The 20,172-nt window shown below is 39.0% G+C and carries 19 protein-coding genes; 10 read left to right on the forward strand and 9 right to left on the reverse strand.

What is annotated here, in order from left to right; all coding sequences use genetic code 11:
- Positions 1 to 145: 145 nt before the first annotated feature.
- On the forward strand, positions 146 to 1,177 hold the full coding sequence (locus tag ACZ5QH_RS04065; protein ID WP_464016773.1) for a hypothetical protein: 1,032 nt from the start codon (positions 146 to 148) through the stop codon (positions 1,175 to 1,177).
- 27 nt (positions 1,178 to 1,204) lie between these two features.
- On the opposite strand, the gene tnpC is transcribed toward ACZ5QH_RS04065, so the two are convergent.
- The 3 genes from tnpC to tnpA all read right to left on the reverse strand — a co-directional run bounded on the left by tnpC (position 1,205) and on the right by tnpA (position 3,620).
- Complete coding sequence (gene tnpC, locus ACZ5QH_RS04070; protein WP_068532879.1) at positions 1,205 to 2,830, reverse strand: IS66 family transposase; 1,626 nt, start codon at positions 2,828 to 2,830, stop codon at positions 1,205 to 1,207.
- A gap of 74 nt (positions 2,831 to 2,904) precedes the next feature.
- Positions 2,905 to 3,240 carry an IS66 family insertion sequence element accessory protein TnpB gene (tnpB, locus tag ACZ5QH_RS04075; protein ID WP_068523813.1) on the reverse strand — a complete coding sequence of 112 codons (336 nt, stop codon included), beginning with the start codon at positions 3,238 to 3,240 and terminating at the stop codon, positions 2,905 to 2,907.
- A complete protein-coding gene (gene tnpA / locus ACZ5QH_RS04080; protein ID WP_034589178.1) occupies positions 3,237 to 3,620 on the reverse strand; it encodes an IS66-like element accessory protein TnpA in 384 nt (127 codons plus the stop codon). The genes tnpB and tnpA overlap by 4 nt, the downstream gene beginning before the upstream one ends.
- A gap of 65 nt (positions 3,621 to 3,685) precedes the next feature.
- Between tnpA and ACZ5QH_RS04085 the strand changes: the two genes are divergently transcribed.
- Positions 3,686 to 4,561, forward strand: coding sequence for a hypothetical protein (locus tag ACZ5QH_RS04085; protein WP_464016774.1), 876 nt, complete (start codon positions 3,686 to 3,688; stop codon positions 4,559 to 4,561).
- A 170-nt stretch (positions 4,562 to 4,731) separates the two neighbouring features.
- On the opposite strand, the gene ACZ5QH_RS04090 is transcribed toward ACZ5QH_RS04085, so the two are convergent.
- The 5 genes from ACZ5QH_RS04090 to ACZ5QH_RS04110 all read right to left on the reverse strand — a co-directional run bounded on the left by ACZ5QH_RS04090 (position 4,732) and on the right by ACZ5QH_RS04110 (position 11,459).
- Entirely contained in the window at positions 4,732 to 5,898 is a 1,167-nt protein-coding gene (locus tag ACZ5QH_RS04090; protein ID WP_303577072.1) for a PDDEXK family nuclease, read from the reverse strand.
- A 707-nt stretch (positions 5,899 to 6,605) separates the two neighbouring features.
- The gene (locus ACZ5QH_RS04095; protein WP_004722861.1) at positions 6,606 to 7,889 is read right to left on the reverse strand and encodes a ribonucleotide-diphosphate reductase subunit beta; all 1,284 of its coding nucleotides are present in this window, start codon (positions 7,887 to 7,889) and stop codon (positions 6,606 to 6,608) included.
- Positions 7,890 to 8,030: 141 nt separating this feature from the next.
- Positions 8,031 to 8,162, reverse strand: coding sequence for a preprotein translocase subunit YajC (locus ACZ5QH_RS04100; RefSeq protein ID WP_004722859.1), 132 nt, complete (start codon positions 8,160 to 8,162; stop codon positions 8,031 to 8,033).
- Between the two features lie 59 nt (positions 8,163 to 8,221).
- Positions 8,222 to 8,344, reverse strand: a complete 123-nt coding sequence (locus ACZ5QH_RS04105; protein ID WP_303577073.1) for a hypothetical protein — start codon at positions 8,342 to 8,344, stop codon at positions 8,222 to 8,224.
- Between the two features lie 244 nt (positions 8,345 to 8,588).
- Positions 8,589 to 11,459, reverse strand: coding sequence for a ribonucleoside-diphosphate reductase subunit alpha (locus ACZ5QH_RS04110; protein WP_303577145.1), 2,871 nt, complete (start codon positions 11,457 to 11,459; stop codon positions 8,589 to 8,591).
- 555 nt (positions 11,460 to 12,014) lie between these two features.
- Between ACZ5QH_RS04110 and bfmR the strand changes: the two genes are divergently transcribed.
- The 4 genes from bfmR to ACZ5QH_RS04130 all read left to right on the forward strand — a co-directional run bounded on the left by bfmR (position 12,015) and on the right by ACZ5QH_RS04130 (position 15,480).
- Positions 12,015 to 12,728, forward strand: coding sequence for a response regulator transcription factor BfmR (gene bfmR / locus ACZ5QH_RS04115; RefSeq protein WP_004722855.1), 714 nt, complete (start codon positions 12,015 to 12,017; stop codon positions 12,726 to 12,728).
- A gap of 64 nt (positions 12,729 to 12,792) precedes the next feature.
- Complete coding sequence (gene bfmS, locus ACZ5QH_RS04120) at positions 12,793 to 14,421, forward strand: sensor histidine kinase BfmS (RefSeq protein ID WP_004722852.1); 1,629 nt, start codon at positions 12,793 to 12,795, stop codon at positions 14,419 to 14,421.
- 233 nt (positions 14,422 to 14,654) lie between these two features.
- The gene (locus ACZ5QH_RS04125; protein WP_303577075.1) at positions 14,655 to 15,029 is read left to right on the forward strand and encodes a DUF7668 domain-containing protein; all 375 of its coding nucleotides are present in this window, start codon (positions 14,655 to 14,657) and stop codon (positions 15,027 to 15,029) included.
- A 121-nt stretch (positions 15,030 to 15,150) separates the two neighbouring features.
- Positions 15,151 to 15,480, forward strand: a complete 330-nt coding sequence (locus ACZ5QH_RS04130) for a hypothetical protein (protein WP_303577076.1) — start codon at positions 15,151 to 15,153, stop codon at positions 15,478 to 15,480.
- A gap of 327 nt (positions 15,481 to 15,807) precedes the next feature.
- Here ACZ5QH_RS04130 and ACZ5QH_RS04135 read toward each other — a convergent pair whose 3' ends face one another.
- Complete coding sequence (locus ACZ5QH_RS04135) at positions 15,808 to 16,158, reverse strand: hypothetical protein (RefSeq protein WP_004722847.1); 351 nt, start codon at positions 16,156 to 16,158, stop codon at positions 15,808 to 15,810.
- Positions 16,159 to 16,293: 135 nt separating this feature from the next.
- Between ACZ5QH_RS04135 and ACZ5QH_RS04140 the strand changes: the two genes are divergently transcribed.
- The 4 genes from ACZ5QH_RS04140 (at position 16,294) to nuoC (ending at position 20,164) form a co-directional block, all read left to right on the forward strand.
- Positions 16,294 to 16,482 carry a hypothetical protein gene (locus tag ACZ5QH_RS04140; RefSeq protein WP_303577077.1) on the forward strand — a complete coding sequence of 63 codons (189 nt, stop codon included), beginning with the start codon at positions 16,294 to 16,296 and terminating at the stop codon, positions 16,480 to 16,482.
- Between the two features lie 574 nt (positions 16,483 to 17,056).
- Entirely contained in the window at positions 17,057 to 17,605 is a 549-nt protein-coding gene (locus tag ACZ5QH_RS04145; protein ID WP_004722844.1) for an NADH-quinone oxidoreductase subunit A, read from the forward strand.
- 7 nt (positions 17,606 to 17,612) lie between these two features.
- Complete coding sequence (locus ACZ5QH_RS04150; RefSeq protein ID WP_004722842.1) at positions 17,613 to 18,290, forward strand: NuoB/complex I 20 kDa subunit family protein; 678 nt, start codon at positions 17,613 to 17,615, stop codon at positions 18,288 to 18,290.
- 86 nt (positions 18,291 to 18,376) lie between these two features.
- The gene (gene nuoC / locus ACZ5QH_RS04155; protein ID WP_004722840.1) at positions 18,377 to 20,164 is read left to right on the forward strand and encodes an NADH-quinone oxidoreductase subunit C/D; all 1,788 of its coding nucleotides are present in this window, start codon (positions 18,377 to 18,379) and stop codon (positions 20,162 to 20,164) included.
- Positions 20,165 to 20,172: the final 8 nt, after the last annotated feature.

The raw sequence follows: 20,172 nt of genomic DNA on the forward strand, positions 1-20,172 counted from the left end.
CTTAATAGGTTTTCCTTTTGAGAAATTTTTTAATCTATTTAAACAGTTAGATATAATTTTTGATAAGTATGAAGAGTACGAAGATCTTTTAGATTATTTCACTGAGCAAGCAGGTTTACGACTTAGTGAGGTCAAAACAGCGGAATTGCAACTTAACCGTGGTTTAAAGCGGTTAAAAGATAATAAGCCTTACCTAGCGATTAAATTTTTAGGTAAAGCTTTTGCAGGTTTAAATAAAAAAGAAACATATGATGAAATGGCTTATGCAAATTTATTATTATCTGAAGCATATTCAGAAGTTGGTCTTAAATGGGCAAGTAGAGGAAGTTTATTATTTTCAGCATCCCTTCTAGCGAATTATTTTCATAAAGAACAATTGATTTTACCCTCAGCTATAAAAGTGTATTGGCAACTTGCATGGAAAGAGTTGGAGTTGGGAAGGATTCCCCAATCCCTACATTGGGCAGAATTAGCCTTCTTAAGTTCAAATGCTATTGATGATAATTATATTAGTCAGGATAAAATAACTATTTTTGATGGTTGTATTGCACATTTATTATTAAATTGTTCATTGGAACAAATTAAAGAATTCGAATATTTACCTGATTTTCTAGATAAGCTTGGGTTTTTCTCTTCATATGGAGTCTTAATCTACCTTTTAGGTTATGAAGATAAATTCAAAGAAGAGTTTGAAGTTTCAGATATTGATGATCATGAAAGTACTCTTATATTGATAAGAGATGCAGATATTGAGCATCCTACATCCAAAATTTTACCGACATTAGGAAAGTCTAATGTTTACACAACAAAAGTAGCAGGATGTGAGTTTAAAGTTCATTTCCCAAATCGCTCTCCTTATATTGAATTATCAGAATCTATTTTGACTACAATCGAAAACTTTTTTTCGACAAATCCAATTGAGAATATTCTTACCAAAATTAGTTCGTTAAGCATGAATATTATCGGGGACGATGATGAAAATTGCACCATAACACATCAGTTTAATAAATCTCCGAAAGGATGGGGGGTAGATATTTTCTGTTCTTCTTTTCAATGGGAGTATTTAGATCAAAATAGGCAAAAGATATTTTTTGAATGGTCTGTCCAATTCATAATAGAATGTTTGGTTAAGGTCTATCATATTCCTGATATTGATAATTTTTTAGAATCATCGTAAGCATCCGCTGAACCCCATGCCTATTTTTTAATTTGAGTTGGATTTCCAGCGATGTGGTAGTAATTCTTCTATTTGGGTCGCTTTATGCGTCGGCAGCCTTTTCAGCACATCACTGAGATAGGCATACGGATCCAACCCATTCAGCTTTGCTGACTGGATTAAAGTCATGATATTTGCCGCTCGCTGTCCACTGCGCAGCGAACCTGCAAATAGCCAATTCTTACGTCCCAACGCCCAAGGTCGCATCTGGTTTTCCACCCAATTATTATCTATAGGTAGATTGCCATCATCCAGATAGCGGCTTAAAGCTGGCCAACGCTTCAGAGTGTAATTGATGGCCTTGGCGGTGGGAGAACTCGATGGCACTGTCAGATGATGTTGGTTGAGCCATTCATATAGTTGTTGCATCACTGGTTGACTATGCAGTTGTCGGTATTCGCGGCGGTCTTCCGCTGTACCATCGGTCTTTTTCCTGAGTTCTGCTTCTATCGCATACAGTTTCTGAATCATCAGTAATGCCTGTTCAGCGATCTGACTTTTCCCAGTCACATGTAGCTCATGGAATTTACGACGTGCATGCGCCATGCAGCCCACCTCAATGACATCGCCTGATTTAAAGCGTGCTTTATAACCACTGTAATCATCACAGACCAGATGGCCCTGCCAGCCATTCAGGAACTCTTCTGCATGCTGACCTGAACGGCTATCCTGAAAGTCATAGATCACCGCTTGAACTGGATTGTACTGTGTAGTGGCATAGGCCCAGACATAACCTTTCTTCGGTTTTTTCTCATCATCACCCATCCGCATGATGGTGACTGGTGTTTCATCGGCATGGATCACCCGCTGTTGCAGCACCACCTGTTTTAAGGCATTCGCCAGAGGTTCCAGTTCCACACCGCAGCGACCAATCCAGTCAGATAAAGTAGATCTGGACAGATCAATGCCCGCCCGCTGATAGATCAGGCGCTGACGGTACAGCGGCAAATGATCGGCATACTTCGATACCAGCACATGGCTGAGCAGTTCAGGTGAAGCAATGCCTTTATCAATCACATAGGCGGGCATCGCTTGCTGAGTCAGGGTGTCACACTGATCACAGACCCATTTGCCACGCACATGCTGTTCCTTATAGAACTGTGCCGGTCTGAAATGCAGTTTTTCACTGATATCTTCGCCGATACGACGTAACTGGCAGCCACAACTGCATTGGGTTGATGCAGGTTCATGCTCAATACGGATGGTGTGTAGATGATCGGGTAGCAGTCGACGTTTAGGTTTATTGGTTTTGGCTTTCTGTGTCGCTGCATCGGTTTTATCTGCATTCAGCCGCTCCAGTTCCAAATCAACTGCTGCGATATCCTCTTCAACCGCTTCGTCCCACAGATGGATTTGTTTTGCGGTGAGATGTTCGTTTTTACTGCCAAATTTGTGCTGTTTAAATAGTGCGAGCTCATGCTCGTATTTTTGATTGAGAATAGAAAGATGTTGAACTTTAGAATCTAATTGCTGATTGGTGACTTCAAGATGTTGAACTCTGGCATCTAATTGCTGGTTTGATTGTGCTAGAGACTGATGCTGCAGCGCCAACTGTCTGGTGAATTCCAGCAGTTGTTCATGGGTCAGTTGGCTTAAGTCAGGCAGCGTATTCATGACCGCAGTATGCCTGAGGTCATGAAGATAATGAAATAGAACGTTTGGAGGATGGCAGAATGGTCGAGCTTGGTTTAGAGCATATTCACCACTTGCTGCAATCCAATTCTCTGCCAGGGCAAACCTTGGATTAATGCCTGTAACTGTTCCGGGCTGAGGGCCACGGTTTCACCTTGGTGAACTTGAGCCCAGTGAAATTTACCCTGTTCCAAACGCCGGGCACACAGCCAGATGCCCAGTCCATCATGTACCAGCACTTTCATGCGATGGCCACGTTTATTACAGAACAGGTAAGCACAATGCGGTTTGATGTAGCCAAAGGCTCTCACCACCTGAGCCATGGCCGTATCCATACCTGCACGCATGTCCATGGGCTGAGTAGACAACCAGATTTCATCAATGCGGATCATGTTGCAAGTGCCTTGAGTAATTCTGCCAAGGCAGGTATTTCTGATGTCTGCCATTTCAAGCCAATTTCTGCTTTTGAGTGGGGTAAAGTAATTTGAACCGTTAACATGTCAGTAGGAGTAGGATCTAATGGTGCAGAGCAAGATAAGGCAATAAATGCAGGTTTATTCGGTAGTGGTGAGCGATCATTCCCTGGCTTACCATCAATTAAGCGAATCCATTTGGATACAAGATTTGTATTCAATCCATGTTGCAAAGCGACCGAAGCAATTGAAACGTCCGGTGCTTTACAAGCCTGAACGATCTGCTGTTTAAATTCAGCACTGTATGTTCTTCGTTTTTTCGCAAGAGATGCGATGGATGTCTGGTGATTTGTAGTCATAAATTTTAGTCCCCACTTGTTTTTAAGTGGGGACTAAATTAAGGCTTATAGGATGAATTCATAAGGTGTGTTCAGCGGACGCTTACGAATCATCTTTTAAAAATGACTTATCAATTACGAGATCAATTGCTTTTAGTACATGTTTTGGTGCGATTTATAATGTTATGGGAAGAGATGCTCATAAAAATTTCGTAGATTGTCTTAATGGTAATAAAGGAACTAGATTCGAACTAATTAGAAAATTACCATGGGATGAGAAAAATCCTAAAAATATACAAAATGAAGCTAAAAAAATCCAGATGGGGGATCAAAAAAATGCTCCAAATTTTGAAAACTTAGATTCTATACGCCATGATCAAATTGCTATTACTACTCTTATAAAACCTGAATTATGGGATGAAGCAGGATGGTACGGTTTAGCTTTTATGTGTTTCGTGGATAGCCCTCCTATTATCTGTTTGATTTTTAAGAAAGCAGGAGGGGAAAGTGTCTTTATGGATTTATACGAGCAATTAGGTCAGGTTGATAATTTGGAAAGACTTAGGTTTTCTATAATAAGGGGGATATCTAAAGATAATCCATATCATTATAGAGTTTTGATGTCAGAAAATATTATGACTAATGATAAATATAAACTTATGACTATGCTTAGCCGTATTCATGAGATGACGCCCACTACCAATCAAAATTGGAGTAACTTTGAAAAAGAATATGAGAAATATGGCTCATACAAGTTAAGTTTTGGCGCATTTTTTAATGGTCAATTTTATCCATATCCAGAGTTTGAAAAGTTTTCTATTGAAAAGAAAGAGCTTATTATTAAAAATGCTTGGGAAGTTGGGGTTAATGATATCGAAAGAATAGTACTAAGACCTGATGACGAGCCTTTAATTCCAAGAGAGATTGAATATATTCCTTTTTTTGAACTTTTTGAAAAGTGAATATAAAGTTATTGGACTGCATTTAAATATGCATGAAGTGTACTAACTAGAACTTGATCTGATAGTTACCCATTTTTATTGTGTCTGTCAGATCAAGTCTCACTTAACACAATTGCCCATTTAATTGATTTCCCATGTTTTTATATTTATCTTAACTTTGAACTCAGTCTTTAATAATCTTCTTTAAGGTAACTCTTTAGCCGATTTTGCACTAATTTTTCAGTTATATTCTCCTTGTAGCTAAAGTAGATAATCTCCACACCATTCGCTTTACTGAGTTGAAGCTTTTCCTTATCCCTTTGCTTTGTCCGTTTTAACCCTTCTTCTCCACCGAACAGATCGATAGCTATATAATGTTGTTGCCCTTGGTACTCAATCGCTAAATTTAGCTCAGGGATATAGACATCAAACCTTTGTCGATTCAACCAACTTGGTGATGTTTCTCTTTGAACTGAGTATTGCGGAAATAGCAGATTGATATAGTTGAACAATAAGGTTTCATTGACCCACTTTTCACCTATTCTTGCTACACCTTTTAAACCTCTGATGTAGTTTTCCGCATCTCTTTCACTGATACCTTCCTGTAAAGCATGTTTAGCAATATACGCACCATATCTGGCCTTAAAAGCTGAGCCATACATTTTGTGGCAATAGATTAAATCTGAATTGGTATTGGTACAGATGTGGCAAATCGAATCTTTAAAAGATTTATATTCTAACGAATGTTTAAGGTGAGTGTGTAGTACCACCTGACGAACTTGAGCTTTAGCAAGAGTATCCTTAAAACATGAGCAAAAGAAACTTTCCCCTGTTATTTTGTTATAAAAAGTTTGTCGCCATTCCCAAACACCCAATTTAGACGGTAATAACTCAATCGGTGGTGTTATTTGTGAATAGAGTTTTTTTAGTAAATCTAGTGGAATTTCGATAGAAAGAAGCCGTATTGATGTTTTGTTTTTGGTCTTCAGCTTAGTATTCTTGATTTTAAATTTTTGAGTAATGCCACCGCCATATTGGAAATCATTCAAGGTCACAAACGAAGGAACCTTGATGTCCGTAACCTCAAGATCAGTGTTTATATCACTACTCATATCGAATTCAACATAAGGTAATATCAATTTCCCCGTGTCTATATACTCTTGTAGAGATAAATGGGCATCATAATATTCAGGGTAAAATCTATGCCTTACATCCGTGATCACGATTGAATCAGGAGTGCTCAGAAAGTGTCTAATAGTTTCATATAAATCTTCAAAAACTGTTGTTTTTTTTCGTGCAAGATTTTTCAAACATAACTCTAAAAAGTGATCTTCTGAAAATTTGTATCTCAATTCCATATTATCTTCCTTGCCAATTTCAAATATAACTAAAAGAATATTTAGATTGATTTTTATTAAAATTATTTAATAAAAATCAAGTAAATTACTTTCAATATTCTTGCTACTTTTAACTTCGGTTATTTATGGGAGGATTACCATTGCTTTTTATACTTATCTTTGACCTCTGATAACTCATTTTCTAACTCTATCCTGAGCTTCTTAAAGTTTTATATCACGAATAGGTTAATTAATACTACTTCCAAATGGAACTAATCAATCATTTAGAGATATGTCTTTTATGAAAAAATTTCTCATTATTTGAAAGAATTTTTTTTAACATATTCTTTAAATGAGGGTACATTTATTAATCCAAATTTCACTAATTCTAAAAATATATTCAAATTGAGTTTTCAATCTTGTAAGGTTGATGTATTAAAAAATGCTGGTAATAAAGAGCTATTCGTTAAAAGCTATCTTGATCAAAGACAAAGATTGTATTTAAAGATTTCAGAGAAAATTTGGGGAGATTTTTGGAAATAAGATTTTCTAAATGAATTCTATACACATAAGGATTTGTAATTATATTCCAAGCTTAATTTTCAATAAAAAATAGAGCCATTAGGCTCTATTTTTTATGCTTTAGCATAGCTGATTAAATTTGTAACAATCTCGAAATATGTGTCAAAAATCTCGCATTATCTGTCATTCAGCGTCAACGCTTAAGCTTACCAGCTCAACGCACCACCAGTTTGATAATCAGTTACACGCGTTTCAAAGAAGTTCTTCTCTTTACGCAAGTCCATCATTTCAGACATCCACTGGAATGGGTTATTTACACCAGCAAACTGTTCAGGTAAACCTAACTGTGCCAAACGACGATTACAGATGAATTTCAAATACTCTTCCATCATCGCTGCGTTCATACCCAATACACCACGTGGCATTGTGTCACGCGCATATTCGATTTCAAGCATAGTACCTTCAAGAATCATCTGAATGATTTCTTCTTGGAATTCAGCAGTCCACAAGTTTGGATTTTCGATCTTGATTTGGTTAATCATGTCGATACCAAAGTTCAAGTGCATAGACTCATCACGTAAGATGTATTGGAATTGCTCAGCAACACCATTCATCTTGTTACGACGACCCATAGACAAGATCTGGCTGAAACCACAGTAGAAGAAGATCCCTTCAAGTACGCAATAGAATGCAATCAAGTTACGCAGTAAGATTTGATCGTTTTCAGGTGTACCTGTTTGGAAGGTTGGATCACATAAAGACTGAGTATATTTCAAGCCCCAAGCCGCTTTACGAGCAACTGATGGAACTTCACGGTACATGTTGAAGACTTCGCCTTCATCCATACCTAAAGATTCGATACAGTATTGGTAAGCATGCGTGTGAATCGCTTCTTCAAATGCTTGACGTAAGATGTATTGACGGCATTCAGGGTTGGTGATGTGACGGTAAATTGCCAATACCAAGTTGTTTGCAACCAAAGAATCCGCAGTAGAGAAGAAACCTAATGAACGCATCACGATGGTACGCTCATCTTCGGTTAAGCCATTTTCAGACTTCCAAAGTGCGATATCGTGGTTCATGTTAACTTCTTGTGGCATCCAGTGGTTTGCACACCCGTCTAGATACTTTTGCCAAGCCCACTCGTATTTGAACGGTACAAGTTGGTTTAAGTCAGCGCGACAGTTGATCATGGCTTTATCATCAACTTGTACACGTTGTGCACCCATTTCAAGCTCTTCTAAGCCAGGTGCAACGTCTAACTTTTCTAAGGCGTGAGATGCTCTTGCCAACGAATCGGTTGGATTTGTTGATCTTGCTGTATAGGTTCCAGCGGATTGTGTAGTTGCCACATTCTGCGATGACTGCTTTGTATCAGATACCACTTGCGAATCAGTCGTTTTTTTCTGTTCGACGGGCGCAGGCTGGTGAGCTTGTGCAGCTTGTTTCTGTTCATCATCTTCAAAATCGTCCCAACTTAGGATAGACATCGTTGTTCTCTCTTCGTTGTTAATATCTATGTTCGACATCTCACAATGGAAGATGTCACTACTATACGCTTATTCTGTGCAAGCAAAATTAAGTTTTGCCGATAGTTGTTTTGTTCTTGTTCGAAAGAACAGATACCCACACTACTTATTTTGCTTACGCTTTTGCTGCTTACGGATCGCAAAGAATGCATAGACCGCAGGCACGTAAAAAACTAAAAAGGCTAAGATCAGCACGATTACGCCTAACTCATAGTTATGACTTAAATGGAACATTTCTTAATCCTAAATAGTTTTTAAGAAGAGCCTTAAAAAATTAAGGCTCTTTTTTTAAATCATTTTTTAGATGATTTAGTTAGCTTTACTTTTTCAATAACGGTAGTTCTTGGATGCTTTTTTGCATATTCCAAAGTTACGTATTGACCAGTAATCGCACTTCGAGCAGCTTTAGTCGTCATGGCTTAGTACCTCATTAATACAAAATCAAGATGACTCTTACTGGCTCGATAGCTAATTCAATGATAGAATCAACCTCGCATTATCATATGCCAGCCTCGTTGTGACCATCTTGGTATCACTTCGAGATTGAAAGCCTTCTAGTTAGTTTTTGCGGACGCTAGAGGGCTTTTTTATTGCCTTATTTTTTTAAATCCCCCTTTTAAAAGGGGGACTTTATTCCCCTTGAGGATTGGGGAGAATTACTTACTGACAAGCTTCACAATCTGGATTGTCGATTGAACATGCTTGTGGTACTGGTGCTGCTTGAGCGAAACCATCTTCTTCAGCAGGTGCTTCAGGTTTAATTTCTTGAGCAACCGCAGCCACTGGTGCAGCAACAGTTGTTGCTTTTACTGCGTTTAAAGCACCCGTGTTAATGGTTGATTTTTCCGCAGAGGTTGCACCTAATGCACGGAGGTAATAAGTGGTTTTAAGACCACGTAACCAAGCCATCTTATAAGTGATGTCTAGTTTCTTACCATTTGCACCAGCGATATAAAGGTTCAATGACTGTGCTTGGTCGATCCATTTTTGACGACGTGATGCAGCATCTACGATCCAACGTGTATCGACTTCAAATGCAGTTGCAAAAATTGCTTTTAACTCTTCAGGGATACGTGCAATTTTTTGTACTGAACCCTCAAAGTGTTTCAAGTCGTTAACCATCACAGAGTCCCAAAGACCACGATCTTTTAACGCACGTACCAAGTACGGGTTAATCACTGTAAATTCACCAGAAAGGTTAGATTTTACATAAAGGTTTTGGAACGTCGGTTCGATAGACTGTGAAACGCCACAAATATTTGAAATGGTTGCTGTAGGTGCAATCGCCATCACATTTGAGTTACGCATACCGTCTTTTTGAACTTTAGTACGTAATGTATCCCAGTCCAAACGTTGAGTACGGTCAACTTCAAACATACGCTCTGGACGTGATTTTGCAACGATATCTAAAGAGTCGATTGGCAAGATACCTTGATCCCACAATGAACCTTTAAATGTTGAATACACACCACGTTCAACAGCAAGGTCGCTTGATGTTTGAATCGCGTAGTAGCTGATCACTTCCATTGATTCATCAGCAAAATCTACCGCTGCATCAGAACCATAACCCATACCCAATTCATATAAAGCATCTTGGAAGCCCATGATACCCATACCGACAGGGCGGTGTTTCATATTTGAATTACGTGCTTGTTCAACTGCGTAGTAGTTGATGTCAATTACGTTGTCGAGCATACGAACAGCAGTTTTAACTGTACGCGCTAATTTTTCACGGTCTAATGCGCCACCTTGAACGTGTTGTACAAGGTTGATTGAACCTAAGTTACATACTGCGATTTCATCTTTATTGGTATTTAAAGTGATTTCAGTACATAAGTTAGATGAATGCACTACACCTACGTGTTGTTGTGGTGAACGTAAGTTACATACGTCTTTGAATGTGATCCAAGGATGACCTGTTTCAAACAACATCGATAACATTTTGCGCCATAAGTCTTTCGCACGGATTTTCTTATGTAGCATGTTGTTTTCTTTTGCAATGCCTTCGTAGTAAGCATAGCGCTCAGCAAATTCACCGCCAGTTAAATCATGCAAATCAGGCGTTTCAGATGGTGTGAACAGTGTCCATTCAGCATCTTCAATCACACGTTGCATAAACAAATCTGGAACCCAGTTTGCCGTGTTCATGTCGTGGGTACGACGACGGTCATCACCAGTGTTTTTACGAAGCTCTAGGAATTCTTCAATGTCCAAGTGCCAAGTTTCAAGGTATGCACATACTGCACCTTTACGTTTACCACCTTGGTTTACTGCAACAGCAGTATCGTTGGCAACTTTAAGGAAAGGTACAACACCTTGTGACTTACCATTGGTACCTTTGATATATGAGTTCAAGGCACGCACTGGGGTCCAGTCATTGCCTAAACCACCAGCCCATTTAGAAAGAAGGGCATTGTCACGCATCGCACCATAGATGTCATAAAGATCATCTTGAATGGTGGTTAAGTAACAGCTCGACAGTTGTGGACGTAACGTACCTGAGTTAAACAAGGTCGGTGTAGACGCCATATAATCGAAGCTAGACAATAAGTCATAGAATTCGATTGCACGGTCTTCACGCTGTTCTTCATTTAATGCAAGTCCCATTGAAACACGCATAAAGAACAATTGCGGAAGTTCGAAACGTACATCATTTGAATGAATGAAGTAACGGTCAAATAACGTCTGTAAACCTAAATAGGTAAATTGGTTTGAACGTTCTGGTTTGATCGCAGCTGCCAATTTTGCAAGGTCAAAGTTTAAAAGCTCAGGAGAGAGAAGCTCAAGCTCGATACCTTTGTTTAAATAAGTTTCGAGCGCATCGCCTTCGATGGTATCTGTGGCTAAACCTAAGAATTTTAAACCTGTCGCAACCAAGTCATCACGTAATAGGCGTGCAGTTACATAAGTATAGTTTGGTTCTTGTTCGATACGGGTACGTGTCGCCATCATCATCGTGGTTGAGATGTCTGACTGTTTTACACCGTTATATAAGTTTTTAACTGTTTCATCGACAATGGCTTGAACATTGATGCCTTCTAAGCCTTCACTTGCTTTTTCAATCGTGGCTTGAAGTTTGCCCAAATCTAGAGGCTGAAGCTGACCGTTCGCATCTGTGATTTGTAAGGTTGGGTGATGATGAGCACCAGTTTGTTTACGTGCATCAGAACGTTGTTCACGATAGATCACATATGCACGTGCAACTTTTTGTTCGCCTGTACGCATAAGCGCCAATTCAACTTGGTCTTGAATTTCTTCAATGTGAATTGTTCCGCCAGAAGGTAAACGACGATTAAAAGTATTCATCACCATCTCTGTGAGCTGAGTGATGCGATCATGAATACGGCTTGAATCTGCACTTTGTTGACCTTCTACAGCCAAAAAAGCTTTACCAATTGCTACAGAGATTTTATCTGCATCAAAAGCGGCAACATCACCAGTGCGTTTAATCACTTGTAGTTGACCAGGGGTTGTAATGGCGTTCATTGTCAGCGTAGCTCCATTGTCATCATTGTTATGTTTATGGACCATTTGAATCGGACAAACTGCAAAATTTGTTGTCACGATGTTTGAGGACTAAACACAATACTTAGTGGTTTAATTTAATTTAGAACACAAGATACGGTAATTTTAAGGGTAGATCAATATTGACATTTCAAGAATATTTTATCCCTGAAAAGTAAATTTTTATTTGCATCTTTTTACCTCAAAGCGTCATTTTTGTTATATGCCTTATGAGACAAGCACATAGCATAGCAAAGACTCCGCAGAGTGCTTATAGATAAGTGTGTGGATAACTCAAAAAACGATAAACTGATGAGACAGAATATGAACAATGAAATATTTTGTATAAAAATTAGTCCAGCTATTGATTGTCTTAAAGAAATTTAAAAATGATGTGTATTGATTTTATAAAACTGCCTACAATTCAATAGTTAATAAAAATATAACAAATTGATACGCTCATGTATCAGTTTGGTGAATGAGGTCTTGTTTACATTGTAAACGTGTGTATATTGCAAAACATAGTGTGTTGAATCTGCGAGATTTGTAGCAGACTCCAAAATCAAATATAGGGGCAAATAGATGAGCCAAGAAGAAAAGTTACCAAAGATTCTGATTGTTGAAGATGACGAGCGCCTAGCTCGCTTAACTCAGGAATACTTAATTCGCAATGGATTGGAAGTTGGGGTAGAGCCAGATGGTAACCGTGCGATTCGCCGCATCATTGCTGAACAACCAGACTTGGTTGTGTTGGATGTGATGTTGCCGGGTGCAGATGGTTTAACCGTTTGTCGTGAAGTTCGTCCACATTATCATCAACCGATTTTGATGTTGACTGCACGTACTGAAGATATGGACCAAGTTCTTGGTTTAGAAATGGGTGCAGACGACTATGTTGCTAAACCTGTTCAACCACGTGTCTTGCTTGCGCGTATTCGTGCATTATTACGTCGTACAGACAAAGCGCCTGAAGATGAAGTTGCACAGCGTATTGAATTTGACGATCTTGTGATCGACAATGGCGGTCGCTCAGTGACACTCAATGGTGAGTTGGTTGACTTCACTAGTGCTGAATATGATCTACTCTGGTTATTGGCATCGAATGCAGGCCGTATCTTGTCGCGTGAAGACATCTTTGAACGTCTCCGTGGTATTGAATATGACGGTCAAGACCGTTCGATTGACGTACGTATTTCACGTATTCGTCCAAAAATTGGTGATGATCCTGAAAATCCGAAACGTATTAAAACTGTACGTAGTAAAGGTTATTTGTTTGTTAAAGAGACTGGTCTATAAACGATGGGTCAGTCATCTAAGATGCTTGTCCATTACAGGACAGGCATAAAGAAGGTTAGTTTGCGTGTCTAAACACAGTATATTTTTGCGCATCTATGCAGGATTAGTCATTCTTGTTGTGTTGGTTGCCTTGTTTGGATATTTACTTGTCCAAATAATTAATTATCAACGTGCGCAGGAATATCGTGAGTCTCTCACAGATGGAATTTCATTTGTGATCAGTGAAGGTGTGGCACGTCAGCAAACTGAACAGCAGCGCCTAGATTGGATTTCAGATGCGTCTGATCTATTAGAACTTCCCATTTATTATCTCGAAGCACGAAAAGTTGACTTATCTCGTACTGAAGAAAAACGTATAGAAAGTCAAAAAGCAGTGGTGCGTTATGATGCAGAACAAGGGATTGCCTATCTGGTGATAGGGATCAGAAATGACCCTAAACACTATTTATATATCAAAGTCGATCAAATTGGCGAACGTCAAATGAAGGCGCTTCCAGTATTTATTCTGGATTACTTGGTCTATTATCCCGGTCAAGAACAAGAATATCTTAAGAAAATTCAACAACATTTCTCTTATCATGTTGGTGTGGAAAAGATTTCTCAGCTCAATCTCGATTCCGAGCAAATTGGTCGTTTAAGATCAGATCAAAGTGTGATTTTATGGCGTGACAGTGCAACTGTACGTGGTACCACCATTTCGATTGTTTCACCCTTACCAAACTCACCTACAGATGTGTTGGTGCTTGGCCCCGTTCCAATGTTTAACTGGATGCCGGTCAAATTGGCAGCCGGAATTACATTGCTGAGTATGTTCTTACTCTGTTTGGGGGTGTATGGCTTGATTGTGCCGATGCAACGCAAGTTGAAACAGGTGAATGAAGCTTTAGATGTGATGAGAACAGGGGATATGTCGCAACGTGTACCTGTTGAGGGTTATGACGAAATGGCCAGTCTGGCCACCAGTTATAACAGCATGTCTGACCATATACAGCGTTTGATTGAAGCACAGCGTGAGTTAATGCGTGCGGTATCACATGAGTTACGTACACCTGTGGCGCGAATCCGTTTTGGTATGGAAATGCTGGCAGATGAAGATGACCATGAATATCGTTTGCAACAAGTCGAGATGATTGATAAAGACATCGAAGCGTTAAATACGCTGATTGATGAAATCATGACCTATGCGAAATTAGAGCAAGGTACACCATCATTAGATTTTGAAAAAATTGTATTGATTGATGTATTAAAGCAAGTTGCGGTAGAAACCGAAGCATTAAAAACGCAAAAGATTATTCATCTCAACCCACTTTCATCTGATGTTATTGTGGATGCAGAACGTCGTTATTTACATCGTGTTGTGCAAAACTTGGTGGGAAATGCGATACGTTACTGTGATCATCAAGTCAATATCAGTGGTGGTGTCAATCACCAGACCAATATGGCCTATGTTTGTGTAGAAGATGATGGTCCGGGGATTCCAGAGGAAGACCGTAAACGTGTGTTTGAAGCATTTGCACGTTTAGATGATAGCCGTACCCGTGCTTCAGGTGGATATGGTTTAGGACTTTCAATTGTGAGTCGTATTGCGTATTGGTTTGGTGGGACGATTGAAGTCGATCAAAGCTCAGATTTGGGTGGTGCAAGATTTACTATGTCTTGGCCTGTAGAGCGTTTTAAAAAGAAAAAAGCTTAACTGTTAAATCATGCTGTTAAATATTATCAATTAAGCGCTATTTGACTTGGTTTATCAATCATCTTTAAGGTCATTATTTAAGATAAAACCACCCTCATCCTAACCTTCTCCCAACGGGAGAAGGGACGTTCAATACAAAAATTCACTCAAAAATGTTGGATGCCTTTTGATCTATATTTTCAGAAGATTGGAATTACTCCATCCACGACAATGCGAGAAGTTGGGATCAGAAAATGACAAATAAAAATATTTTTCTAAGAGAATTTCCAATATATAAAGAATCAATGATAAAAATATTGACGCTTATGATTTCTGATGACTATGAGGAATTGGTGAAAAATAAACTGGCCTATCCATCAACGGCAAATGAATATAGAGTTGCTGTAAATGAATTTGCGCATTTAAGTGGATTTGTGAAAATGACACAAATCCCTGACGATGTACTGGAGGATACAGAGGTTTTCTCTCTCAAAGGAGATCGTGTTAATAAACATATAATTGAGGTCCAATTATGGTTTGATGATTCTGAATCAGATTTATATGCTGTTTTTTGTGCACCGATAAATGCAGATAAAATATTACATTTGTATGATATTCGCGTTATGTAAAAATAACGATATCTATCGGAACATCAAAACGTACTCTTTATTGACCTTCTAAGCATAATTACGCAGACCAAACTGAATAGCTTGAGCATTGATGTTGATAATATTCATTAAGGAAATTTGAATGGTGGACGCTAATTTTGATATTACTATTGACCATGCATTTAATGGAAATGGGCATCCAGCATTTATAATAAAAATTGCCAACCAATTTATTGAGATTAATATTTATATTTCAATTGACCAAGTGGAAGAATTGAAAAAAATAACAACAGATTCTGTTGCTTATATAAAGGCAGGAGAATCTGCCAACAGCCCAGTTTATTGGAAAAAAGCTGATGATGGCGAGATTTATATTTTGATCGGGGAGGATTGTGAATCCTGGGATATCGTATTAACCATCAGCATTGATTTAATTGCAGAAATTATCACAGGTATTAATGATCTTGTATAAATCGAGTTTTTCAGAAGATTTTGAAGTCACTACGAATGATCAAGGTTTATTTTTGCATCTTCGGTTTCAAAGGCCATTGGTGGTGTTGGTCGATACTGTAGTCAGTAAACTGATCCATGCCATCAACCTAGCATGCGATACTGGGTTCGACAAAGTCATCAGCTTCGAGCACGACGCCATAGGACAGCGATCCTTGGATTTTGTGTAGTGTGGAATACTAGATGAATAAGAAGAATGCTATTGTGGACTGGAGGCTTAGTTTCAAATAAAAAAACCACCGAAAATTTCGGTGGTTTTTTTATGTCTGGATGTTGTCCAGTCTAGATCTTATTGTTGAAGCGTCGCATCAGGCGCAATGATTGGCTTGCTGTCTCGCAATGCTTGTAATGCATCATGATTAAAGTCAATCAATAAGCTATTTTGTTCAGCGTCAATTTTATAACTGCTAATGATTTTTTGGTCACCTTGAATGGTATCAATACGATATTCATCCGCGATATTTAAAATCCCTTCTAGATTTGTCGTGGTTGCGGCAAGATCTTGGCGGAAAAGCTCATAAACATCTCTTAGATCAAAAATTGCATTTTGTGCATCAGCGTGTTTTTTGACGTAATTTTCAATATGACGAATCAGTAATTGTGCAAATAAAAAATAGTTTGGCTTGCTGCTGAATTCCATCTTGTTTTACCCCTAAATTATTGATTTAAAGTTGTTCATATTGAATAGCATATACATAAAAGTCGTTCAATGTGTATAGGCTCTGTAGACAATTCGTCTAAGTTTGCGACAACGAACACCTTTTACTGCAATTGGGTGTTAAATATACAATTTGCTGATTTAAGTGGCGATAAGTTACTCACCTTTCAAATGGCTTTAGTTTGGGCCAGTTTGGGTGAGCTTAAGTTTGTGGTATGTGCGAAAAATGACATGATTGACAGTGCTGACTATTTTGAAAATTTAACCCAGAAAATCATAAGAGGGCACAAGGTAGGTCAAAAGTAGGCATTGAGCATTTGGCACTGGATGGTTTAAAGCGGGTTATTTCATTGAAATAAGTTGGTTTTGATAATAGTAAAGTATAAAAAATTATAAATAACTTTGTAATATTTAAAAATTATCACAATAAGATAATTTTTATCACTTTATTGATTTAATGTGACTATTTTACCACATAGAATGTAACAAAATATTTTAGATGGTAAATCCTTATATTTGTAGAAATTAGCCAATTAAATCGCAGAAAAGCATGGATAAATCTAAGCTTTTACTTGGACTGAATCGGATTAAGCTACTGATTTGTCATTTTTAATTCATGATTAAAAAATAAACTTCGGAAAAACTAATAAGAATAGGGATAAAAATTTGATAAAGCGATAAGTCAGCGCTGTATCGCTGTGAATCAGGAAAAATTATGGCTTTTGTCTAAAAAATCATCCGAAAGACTTAGAGCTATTAACTAGCAACAGATGACATCAATCGGGTACAATTGACCAGATTTATTTTGTGTTTGGTGTATTTGCAAGGCCAATACATACATTCTTTGTTAAATAATAGGCCTGCCAGGAGTTATCCCCGCATGAGTGCCATTACTCCATACGATTGGGCAATCATTGCCTTCGTGATCGGCGTGACATTTTTATGTGTCTTTATGCTCACCGTTCCTTTGCTCCTTGGGGGTAAATCATGGGGACGTGCGAAGCAAGAGCAATTTGAATCAGGTGTGGTTAGTGCTGGTGGTGCACGTATCCGCTTGTCTGCGAAGTTCTACCTTGTTGCAATCTTCTTTGTTGTATTCGATTTGGAAGCCCTCTATTTATATGCATGGGCGACATCTGTACGTGAAGTAGGTTGGGTTGGGTTTTCAGCTGCAGCTGTATTTATTTTAGTTTTACTCGTTGGTTTGATTTATGAATTATCTACAGGTGCATTGAACTGGTCACCTTCAGATAAACGTAAAATCGCAGGGATTAAACCTAAAATTGGTTCACCAAATATGGACCTTGCAGAAATTACTCGCTTCAATTCAATTGAAGAGTTGGTGATGGATCCTACTGGAACTATTCCAGCTCAATCTTCTGGTCGTGTGAAAGATAAAACACCGACCATGTCTCTGAACAAGGAGTAACTCGGGAATGAAATATACTTTAACCCGTGCGAATCCAGAAGCTGAACAATATCCGCTTCAAGATCGTCAAATTGTGACAGATCCACTTGAAGAAGAAGTGAATAAAAATGTGTTCATGACTCGCTTAGAGGATGTGGTACACACAGCTGTAAACTGGGGCCGTAAAAACTCAATATGGCCTTTTAACTTTGGTACATCTTGCTGCTACGTTGAATATGCAACCACGTTAACCGGTGTGCATGACTTGTCGCGCTTTGGTGCCGAGGTTATTCGTGCTTCGCCACGTCAGGCAGATTTGATGATCGTTGCAGGGACTTGCTTTGTTAAAATGGCACCTGTAATTCAACGTTTGTATGAACAAATGCTTGAGCCTAAATGGGTGATTTCAATGGGTGCTTGTGCAAACTCTGGTGGTATGTACGACATCTATTCTGTTGTACAAGGTGTGGATAAAATCATTCCTGTTGACGTGTACGTTCCAGGTTGCCCACCACGTCCGGAAGCATTGATTCAAGCCTTGATGTTATTGCAAGACCAAATTCAATTAGAACGTCGTCCGCTCTCTGCGGTAATCGGTGATGATCTTCAGCCAGTGTATAAGCCAAAGATGATGCCAGAACGCGACCGTAAGAACGCTGAACGTATTGCAGTGAAAAACTTACGCTCTATGGATGAAATTGAGTAATTTTTTCTGATGAGTATTTGACATATCTGATGGATATGGTCATCAGGGAATTTGACAGAATTTGTATTAAATAGGAAGCCAAGCCAATGGCTGAAACTGAAATTGCTATGCCAGAATCGACTCCAGTTGATTCCCGCCCAGCATTTGCAATTGTAGAAGATCTCAAAGCCAAATTTGGCGAGAACTTTTACGTGCAACCAACGTTTGAAGATTTTCCGACGGTCTGGGTTGAGCGCGCACGTGTACAAGAAGTTCTAATGTACTTGCGTACAGTACCACGTCCTTATGTGATGCTGTTTGACTTATCTGCGGTCGATGAACGTTTGCGTAACAACCGTGATGGTTTACCTGCATCTGATTTCACAGTGTTCTATCACTTACTTTCATTAGAACGTAATAGTGATATTCGTATCAAAGTGGCGTTGAGCGAGAACGATATTAACGTTCCAACAGCGACCAATATTTGGCCAAATGCCAATTGGTACGAACGTGAAGCTTACGATATGTTTGGGATCAATTTCGAAGGGCATCCAATGCTTCGTCGTATCTTGTTGCCAACTTATTGGGAAGGTCATCCACTACGTAAAGAATATTCTGCACGTGCGACTGAATATACACCGTACATGCAAGACAAGGCTAAACAAGATTTCGAACAAGAACATCTTCGTTTTGTTCCAGAAGATTGGGGTCTAACACGCGGTAACGCCGATGAAGACTTTATGTTCTTGAACTTAGGACCTAACCATCCATCTGCGCATGGTGCATTCCGTGTAATTTTGCAGCTTGATGGCGAAGAAGTGAAAGATTGTGTGCCTGATATTGGCTATCACCACCGTGGTGTGGAAAAGATGGCTGAACGTCAAACTTGGCATTCATTTATTCCATATACAGACCGTGTTGACTACTTAGGTGGTTGTGCGCAAAACATGCCTTATGTCATGGGTGTGGAGCAACTTGCAGGGATTACCGTTCCTGATCGTGCACAATGTATCCGTGTCATGATGTCTGAATTATTCCGTATCAATAACCACTTGTTGTATATCGGTACTGCGATTCAGGATGCCGGTGGTATGACACCAGTATTCTATATGTTTGCGGATCGTCAAAAAATCTATGACGCAATTGAAGCGATCACTGGTTTCCGTATGCACCCAGCATGGTTCCGTATCGGCGGGACAGCACATGACCTTCCAAACAACTGGCAAAAACTGATTCGTGAAATTCTCGAATGGATGCCAAAACGTTTGAAGGAATATCATACTGCTGCACTGAAAAACTCAGTATTTGTGGGTCGTACCCGTAATGTTGCGCAATACGATGCTAAATCGGCATTGGCTTGGGGTGTAACAGGTACTGGTTTACGCGCGACAGGTATCGATTTTGATGTTCGTAAATATCGTCCATACAGTGGTTATGAAAATTACGACTTTGAAGTGCCGTTAGAGTATGAAGGCGATGCTTACGCGCGTGTGATGGTTCACTATCGCGAAATCGAAGAGTCGTTAAAAATCGTCAAACAGTGTTTGGATAATATGCCTTCTGGTCCTTATAAAGCGGATCATCCATTGGCAGTTCCACCACCAAAAGATAAGACTTTACAAGATATTGAAACTTTGATTACGCACTTCTTGAGCGTGTCATGGGGTCCTGTAATGCCAGCTGGTGAAGCCTCTGTAATGGCAGAAGTGGTGAAAGGTGCGTCTAACTATTACTTGACTTCAGATAAGTCAACCATGAGTTACCGTACCCGTATTCGTACACCTACTTTCACCCACTTGCAGCAAATTCCTTCCGTGATTAACGGCAGTCTTGTATCTGACTTGATCATTTATTTAGCGACAATTGACGTCGTTATGGCTGACGTGGATCGCTAAGGGGTAAA

Source organism: Acinetobacter sp. Ac8 (genome assembly GCF_055392545.1).

Excerpts from the sequence above, each read along its gene's own strand:
- ACZ5QH_RS04095 (WP_004722861.1), bottom strand. The coding sequence starts at position 7,889 with ATGTCTATCCTAAGTTGGGACGATTTTGAAGATGATGAACAGAAACAA.
- tnpB (WP_068523813.1), bottom strand. The coding sequence starts at position 3,240 with ATGATCCGCATTGATGAAATCTGGTTGTCTACTCAGCCCATGGACATG.
- ACZ5QH_RS04090 (WP_303577072.1), bottom strand. The coding sequence starts at position 5,898 with ATGGAATTGAGATACAAATTTTCAGAAGATCACTTTTTAGAGTTATGT.
- nuoC (WP_004722840.1), top strand. The coding sequence starts at position 18,377 with ATGGCTGAAACTGAAATTGCTATGCCAGAATCGACTCCAGTTGATTCC.
- ACZ5QH_RS04145 (WP_004722844.1), top strand. The coding sequence starts at position 17,057 with ATGAGTGCCATTACTCCATACGATTGGGCAATCATTGCCTTCGTGATC.
- ACZ5QH_RS04100 (WP_004722859.1), bottom strand. The coding sequence starts at position 8,162 with ATGTTCCATTTAAGTCATAACTATGAGTTAGGCGTAATCGTGCTGATC.
- ACZ5QH_RS04130 (WP_303577076.1), top strand. The coding sequence starts at position 15,151 with ATGGTGGACGCTAATTTTGATATTACTATTGACCATGCATTTAATGGA.
- ACZ5QH_RS04105 (WP_303577073.1), bottom strand. The coding sequence starts at position 8,344 with ATGACGACTAAAGCTGCTCGAAGTGCGATTACTGGTCAATACGTAACT.
- ACZ5QH_RS04150 (WP_004722842.1), top strand. The coding sequence starts at position 17,613 with ATGAAATATACTTTAACCCGTGCGAATCCAGAAGCTGAACAATATCCG.
- bfmR (WP_004722855.1), top strand. The coding sequence starts at position 12,015 with ATGAGCCAAGAAGAAAAGTTACCAAAGATTCTGATTGTTGAAGATGAC.
- ACZ5QH_RS04110 (WP_303577145.1), bottom strand. The coding sequence starts at position 11,459 with ATGGTCCATAAACATAACAATGATGACAATGGAGCTACGCTGACAATG.
- ACZ5QH_RS04125 (WP_303577075.1), top strand. The coding sequence starts at position 14,655 with ATGACAAATAAAAATATTTTTCTAAGAGAATTTCCAATATATAAAGAA.
- ACZ5QH_RS04135 (WP_004722847.1), bottom strand. The coding sequence starts at position 16,158 with ATGGAATTCAGCAGCAAGCCAAACTATTTTTTATTTGCACAATTACTG.
- tnpC (WP_068532879.1), bottom strand. The coding sequence starts at position 2,830 with ATGAATACGCTGCCTGACTTAAGCCAACTGACCCATGAACAACTGCTG.
- tnpA (WP_034589178.1), bottom strand. The coding sequence starts at position 3,620 with ATGACTACAAATCACCAGACATCCATCGCATCTCTTGCGAAAAAACGA.